This window comes from Motilibacter rhizosphaerae (genome assembly GCF_004216915.1).
GTDB lineage: Bacteria > Actinomycetota > Actinomycetes > Motilibacterales > Motilibacteraceae > Motilibacter > Motilibacter rhizosphaerae.
The window spans coordinates 1185354-1191775 of sequence record NZ_SGXD01000001.1; the positions used below are offsets into that span (position 1 = coordinate 1185354).

At 72.8% G+C, this 6422-nt stretch carries 6 protein-coding genes; 3 read left to right on the forward strand and 3 right to left on the reverse strand.

Annotation, left to right across the window (positions count from 1 at the left end):
* The first annotated feature begins 3 nt into the window (after window positions 1-3).
* Window positions 4-468, forward strand: coding sequence for a GNAT family N-acetyltransferase (locus tag EV189_RS05420; RefSeq protein ID WP_130491862.1), 465 nt, complete (start codon window positions 4-6; stop codon window positions 466-468).
* Between the two features lie 20 nt (window positions 469-488).
* Here EV189_RS05420 and EV189_RS05425 read toward each other — a convergent pair whose 3' ends face one another.
* Window positions 489-1505, reverse strand: coding sequence for a hypothetical protein (locus EV189_RS05425; RefSeq protein ID WP_130491863.1), 1017 nt, complete (start codon window positions 1503-1505; stop codon window positions 489-491).
* 224 nt (window positions 1506-1729) lie between these two features.
* Window positions 1730-2878: an endo-1,4-beta-xylanase gene (locus tag EV189_RS05430; protein ID WP_130491864.1), complete on the reverse strand. Its 1149-nt coding sequence runs from the start codon at window positions 2876-2878 to the stop codon at window positions 1730-1732.
* A gap of 206 nt (window positions 2879-3084) precedes the next feature.
* On the opposite strand from EV189_RS05430, the gene EV189_RS05435 reads away from it, so the two are divergent.
* Window positions 3085-3912: an alpha/beta fold hydrolase gene (locus EV189_RS05435; protein ID WP_130491865.1), complete on the forward strand. Its 828-nt coding sequence runs from the start codon at window positions 3085-3087 to the stop codon at window positions 3910-3912.
* Window positions 3913-3972: 60 nt separating this feature from the next.
* Here the strand turns inward: EV189_RS05435 and EV189_RS05440 are convergent, their stop codons facing one another.
* Entirely contained in the window at window positions 3973-4860 is an 888-nt protein-coding gene (locus EV189_RS05440) for an aldo/keto reductase (protein ID WP_130491866.1), read from the reverse strand.
* 101 nt (window positions 4861-4961) lie between these two features.
* Here EV189_RS05440 and EV189_RS05445 point away from each other — a divergent pair, with 101 nt between their 5' ends.
* Window positions 4962-5873 carry an MmyB family transcriptional regulator gene (locus EV189_RS05445; RefSeq protein ID WP_130491867.1) on the forward strand — a complete coding sequence of 304 codons (912 nt, stop codon included), beginning with the start codon at window positions 4962-4964 and terminating at the stop codon, window positions 5871-5873.
* The last annotated feature ends 549 nt before the right edge of the window (window positions 5874-6422 follow it).

The following is a 6422-nucleotide window of genomic DNA, read 5'->3' on the forward strand; positions in this document are numbered from 1 at the left end:
GCCATGGCGGAGTGGCGCGTACGTGAGGCGACCGCCGCTGACGCGGGAGAGCTCACCCGCCTGCGGGCGGTGATGTTCGAGGGGCTGGGCAGGGACCCGGACAGCGGCCTCCCGTGGCGGGACGCGGCGACCGCGTCCATCGCCGAGCGCCTCGGAGGCGACCTCGTCGCCGTCCTCGCCGAGGCCCCCGGACCCGTGGCCGTCGGAGGTGCGGTGGCGATCGTCTACGACCTGCTCCCGTCCCCGTCGCAGGAGCGCCCCAGGGCCGCGTACGTCCTCAGCGTCGCCACCGACCCCGCCTGGCGGCGGCGCGGGATCGCGAGCGGGTGCCTGCGCCTGCTGCTCGACCTGCTCGAGGAGCGCGGGGTCACGCGGTACGGGCTCAACGCCTCGGAGGGCGGCGAAGGGCTCTACCGCTCGCTGGGCTTCGCGCCGGCCGGCAACCCCTTCCTCGAGCTGCGCCGCTGAGCCGCTGCCGAGAGGACGGGTCAGCCGCGTACCTGCAGCAGCAGCGGTCTCGTGCTCACCGTCGAGCCCACGAGGCGGAACTGGTAGCGCGCGGAGACCCGTGGGCGCACGGAGGCGAGGACGATGCCGGACGCGGAGGGTCGAAGCGTCGCCGCTCGTCTCCAGCTGCCGCCGACCGCCTGCACCCAGAGGGCGACCCGCGCGGTGGTGACGGGCCCGGCTGCTCCGGAGACCCGCGCGGCGAAGGCCGCGGTCGCGCCGGCGCGTACGGCGTGCGGGACGCCGGTGACGACGAGCGTCGGGCCGGGCAGTCGAGCAGCGGCCACGCCCGGAAGCGCTGCGGCGCAGGCGTTCCGGTCGGCGAACGCCCCGCCGAACGCCTGCCAGCCCGCCCCCGCGCAGTCGCTGCGCACCGCTGGGCGCACGAGGATCGAGAGCAAGCCGTAGTTGTCGAGCGCGAAGTCGTCGGCGATGCGGAAGTGCAGCCGGGCGCCCTGCCCCCGGACGACGTACGCGTAGGTGTGGTCGGCCCGCGGAGCGGTGTACGGGCCGCCGACGGCCGCGGGGTGGACCGACCCGGAGCCCGCGTCGATGCGGAAGTGGTCCACCGGGCGAGGGAGCGCGCCCTCGCTGGCGATGCAGGCGTTGGGCTCGGCGAACAGGACCTCCGGGTCCTGCCCGACGTAGCCCTGCTCGTGGTAGACCGCCGTCGGCAGCAGGGTGCTGGGGTAGATGGCGCTGGGCTCCGGGTGGCCGCAGCGCACCCCGCGCCGCCAGTTCGCCGCCGCCCACCGGCCGAAGGTGCCGCGGGCGACGACCACGGCGTACGTGCCCGCCGGCCAGACGCCGCGGGTGCTCGCGGCTACACGCGGAGCCGTGGTGTCCCCGCCGGCGGCCGGGTCGAGCACCAGCGCCTCGGCGTGGGGGGCGGGCCGGCTCACCGCGGCGGTGGCAGGGACGGGGGCGAGCGGCGCGGTCACCAGGGCGACGAGCGCGGCGGCGGCCAGACGTGCGGCAGGGCGGCGGTGCAGGCGCATGCGGTCCCCCCGGACCCGCCCGGCTCGGACCCCGTGGTCCGTGACCCCCCAGGCGGAACCGCAGTCTCCAGTCGCTCTGCAACGCGGGGCAAGGGCCGTTGCCCTTTCGTGCCAGCGCGGGGGAGTGGTCACCCGCGCAGAGCGCGACCCCGGCCGCAGTCGAGGTGACTGCGACCGGGGTCGCGTGGTTCGGCGCTCAGTCCAGCGCGCTCAGCCCAGCGCGCTCAGCCGTGACGGCGACCGTCCTGCGAGAGAGCCAGCAGGTCCTGGAGGTCGGTGAACTGGGGCTTGGGCTGGTAGCCCTCGTCCCACAGCAGGGCCGCTCCCTCGCCGGCGAAGACCCCGGGCACCCAGGAGTTCTTGTCGCTGATCCCCCACGCCGTGTAGGAGATGCACGGCCGCACCGCCAGGCAGGCCTGCAGCGTCTTCATCCAGTAGGCCTCCTGCGCGGCCTGCGCCAGCCCCGACGCGGGGACGTTGACGTCGGGCGCGGGCTTGGTGAACGTCCGTACGTCGACCTCGGTCTCGGCGACCTTCAGCCCGAGGTCGGCGAAGCGCTGCAGGTTGTTCTTGAGGTCCGGGAAGCCGTACTGCGTGTCGAGGTGCGTCTGGAAGCCGACACCGTCGATCGGGACGCCGGACTGCTTGAGCCCCTTGATGAACGCGTACTCCGCGTTGCTCTTGGGTCCGGTGTACTCGATGTTGTAGTCGTTGTAGAACAGCAGCGCCTTGGAGTCGGCCTGGTGCGCCCAGCGGAAGGCGTCGGCGATGTAGCCGAGCCCGCCCCACGCCTTGTACCAGATGTCCTGGCGGGGGGTCCCGTCGTCGTTGAACGCCTCGTTGACGACGTCCCACTGCCAGATCTTGCCCTTGAAGTGCGTGGCCTCGTCGATGACGTGCTTCTTGAGGATCGCCTTCACCTGGTCGTTCGTGAAGGTCGTGGTCACGCCGTCGGGGGTGAGCCACTTCGGCAGCTGGCTGTGCCAGACGAGGTTGTGGCCGCGCACGAGCTGGTTGTGCGCCTGGGCGAAGGCCACGAGCTTGTCGCCGCCGGACCAGTCGTAGGTGCCCTGCTGCGGCTCGACGACCTCCCACTTCATCGAGTTCTCGGGCGTGACCGTGGAGAACTCGGAGCCGGCGAGCGCGGTGTAGGTCGCGTCGGTGCCGAGCAGGTCGGTGTTGATCGCGGCACCGACGCGCAGGCGCACGCCGTCGGCGAGCGCGGCGAGGGACCCGGCCGGGAAGCCCTTGGCGCGGGGGGTGTGGGACTGGACCGCGGGCGCCGCCGCGGTCGCAGGTGCCAGGCCGGCGGTGGAGCCGGCCACTAGAGCACCCACGCCGACGGCAGCGGCGGCGAGAGAACGACGAAGCACGGAGGACTCCTTGTGGACGTGGTGGTCCGGGCGGTTTTTCCGGAGATGTCGGTGGGGCCCGTGGCCAACGTAAGGAGGTGGTGTTGCGGGGTCAAGGAGACGGCAGATCACGAACGGGTAACGATCGAAAACGTTATCGACGGGCGGCTGACAACGATCTCCATCGCTGCGGGAGCGACCGGGACGGCAGCGAATACCGTGGACCCGTGACCGACGCGCGCGACGTCCCGCTGCCCGACGGGCGGGTGGTGCGGGCCTACGCCGCCGGCCCCACCGACGCCGCCCTGACCGTCGTCTGGCACCACGGCTCGCCGCAGACCGGCGCGCTGCTGCAGCCCCTGCTTGATGCCGGACGCCCCCGCGGCATCCGGTGGGTGTCCGTGGCGCGTCCCGGCTACAGCGGGTCGACGTTCAGCCCCGGGCGGGACGTCGCGTCGGTCGCGGGCGACATCGCCGCCGTCGCCGACGCGTACGCGGTGGGGAGCTTCGCCGTCGCCGGCGCCTCGGGTGGCGGACCGCACGCCCTGGCCTGCTCGGCGCTGCTGGGTGAGCGGGTGACGGGCGTGGTGTGCTTCGCCGGCGTCGCGCCGTTCAGCGACGTGCCCTGGTGGTGGGACGGCATGCAGTCACCCGGCGGGCTGCGCGCAGCGGTCGCGGGCCGGGAGGCGAGGCTGGCCCACGCGGAGGTCGCGGAGTTCGACCCGGCGCAGTTCGGCGAGCGCGACTGGGCGGCGCTCGACGGCGAGTGGGCCCCGCTCGGCCAGGACGCCCAGGCCGCCGGGCGGGAGGGCGCGGACGGCGCCACGGACGACGACGTCGCCTTCACGCAGCCCTGGGGCTTCGAGCTGCGCCAGGTGCAGGCGCCGGTGCTGCTGGTGCAGGGCGGCGAGGACCGGGTCATCCCTCCGGCGCACGCGCCGGCGCAGCTCGCCGAGCTGGACCTCGGCGAGCTGTGGCTGCGCCCGCGCGACGGGCACGTCTCGGTCCTGCGCGCCCTGCCGGTCGCCCTCGACTGGCTGCTCGCTCCCCGCTGAGGGCAGCCGGGCGGCGGCGCCCGGCTGAGCGCCTGTTCTGCCGGAGGCAGGTGGAGCTCCTCAGGCCTCGGGGATCGGGCGGTCGTAGAAGTCGCCGCGCGGCTCGTCCGGGTCAGGTCCGGTGCGCAGACCGGTCTCGAGGGCATCGATGCTGCGCATCTCGTCCGCGTCGAGCTCGAAGTCGAAGACGTCGAGGTTCTCGGTGATGCGGGCGGGGTTCGTCGACTTCGGGATGACCGACCGGCCCTGCTGGATCCCCCACCGCAGCATCACCTGGGCCGGTGACTTGCCGTGCTCGTGGGCGATCTTCGCGATCGCGGGGTCCTGCATGACGTTCCTGCGGTCCTCGCGCCACGGCCCCGGGTAGAACGTGATGCCGCCGATCGGCGACCAGGCCTGGGTGAGGATCCCTCGCGCGCGGTCGGCCGCCTGCACCGCGGGCTGCTGGAAGTACGGGTGCAGCTCGACCTGGTTGACGGCAGGCACGACGTCCACCTCGTCCAGCAGGCGCTCGAGGTGGTGGGGCATGAAGTTGCTGACCCCGATCGCGCGGACCGAGCCGTCAGCCAGCAGCTTCTCGAGCGCCCGGTACGCAGCGACCGTGCGCTCGAACAGGCTCGGGCGCGGCTGGTGGAGGATGAGCAGGTCGAGCTGGTCGACGCCGAGCTTGCGGGTGGACTTCTCGAACGCGTGCAGGGTCTCTTCGAAGCCGTAGTCGCTCGGGAAGACCTTCGTCTCCACGAACACCTGCTCCCGGGGCAGCCCGGCCCGACGCAGACCGTCCCCGACCTCCTTCTCGTTAAAGTAGGCCGCTGCCGTGTCGACGTGGCGGTAGCCCACCTCGAGGGCGGTGGCGACCGCAGCGGCGGTCTCCTCGGGAGGGCTCTGGTAGACCCCCAGGCCCAGAGCAGGGAGCGTGACGCCGTTGTTGAGGGTGATCGTCTCCATGGGTCCAGTGGACGCCTACCCCGCGGCACGAGGAAGTGGCTGCTGATCGGGGGACCGGCACTACCTCCCAGGGGCTGCTGCCTGCGCGTATGGTGCGGCGCATGGACCTGCGGAACGAGATCTCGGAGTTCCTGCGCAGCCGCAGGGCGAGGATCACGCCGGAGCAGGCGGGTCTCGGTGCCGGGACCGGCAGGCGGGTGCCGGGGCTCCGGCGTGAGGAGGTCGCCGTCCTGGCCAGCATCTCGGTGGACTGGTACGTCCGCATCGAGCGTGGCAACCTCTCCGGGGTCTCCGACGAGGTGCTCGTGGCGCTCGCGGCCGCTCTGCAGCTGGACGAGGCGGAGCTGTCGCACCTGCGTGACCTCGCCCGTGCCGCTGGTGCTCCGCGTCGTGCGGTGAGCAGTGCCCCTGCTGCGCTCCGTCCAGGGCTGCAGACGGTCATCGACGCGATGCAGGGACTGCCGGCATGGGCACGCGACCACCGGTTCGACATCGTCGCGACGAACCAGCTGGCCCGGGCGCTGTACGACGACCTGCTGAGCAGCGCCATCGCGAAGGGCAACAACGCCCGCTTCACCTTCCTCGACCCCGCCGCCCGCGAGTTCTACGCCGACTGGGCGAAGACCGCCGACGACGTCGTCGCGGTGCTCCGCGGCTACGTCGGCGCCAACCCCTCCGACCGGCGCCTCACCACGCTGGTCGGTGAGCTCGCCACCGGGAGCGCGGACTTCTCGCGGCGCTGGGCCGCGTACGAGGTGAAGTACCACCGCACCGGGCGCAAGACGCTGCGCCACCGCGTCGTCGGTGAACTGGACCTCGGCTTCGAGGCCCTCGCCCTGCCGGACTCGTCGACCGTCAGCCTGTTCGTCTACTACCCCGCCGACGAGCCGACGCGGGAGAGGCTGCAGCTGCTCGAGAGCTGGTACGCCGGTGAGGATCCCGCCGACCGGTCCGCCCCGAGGAGCAGCATTGGTCAGCATCAGCCCGAGACTCATCCGCGAACTGACCGGTGATTAAGACGTCTACGAGCATGAGGACGGCCTCCCGAGGGCGAGGCGGGCAGGGACCCTGCACTGCCGACGCCTGGGACGGCGAGCGCTTCAAGGCCGCGGTCGCGCGCCCAACCTTCTTGGCAGACACAGAGCGGCCGGCCCCCTGAGGAGTGAAACCCCTGTAGCCCGAGGGCTTCTCATCCTCTGAGGGCGGTGCGCAGGGCGGCATGAGCAACGTAACGCGGTTCGCGTCAAGCCTGGGGGGCGGGTGTCCGTCCGTCTCCTCGTGCTCTGCCTAGCGGAATCGGGTTGTTCCCGGCAGCGTGAATCGAGCTTGGGGGAGGAGGCGGGCGGGACTGCTCATGCTCATGCGCGAGGTGGTCCTCGAGGGGCGTTCGAGCTTGTCCCGGCCGGGCTTGGTGGCGCCGCGTCAGCGGTGCTGGGGGGTGTCAGGCGGCGGCTGGTGTGGTGGCGGGCAGGCCTCCGCTGGCGATGGTCGGGTCCCAGGCGGTGCCGCGGGTGACGACGGCGTGCAGCCAGCGCAGGAGTGCTGCGGCGCAGGCGGTGCGG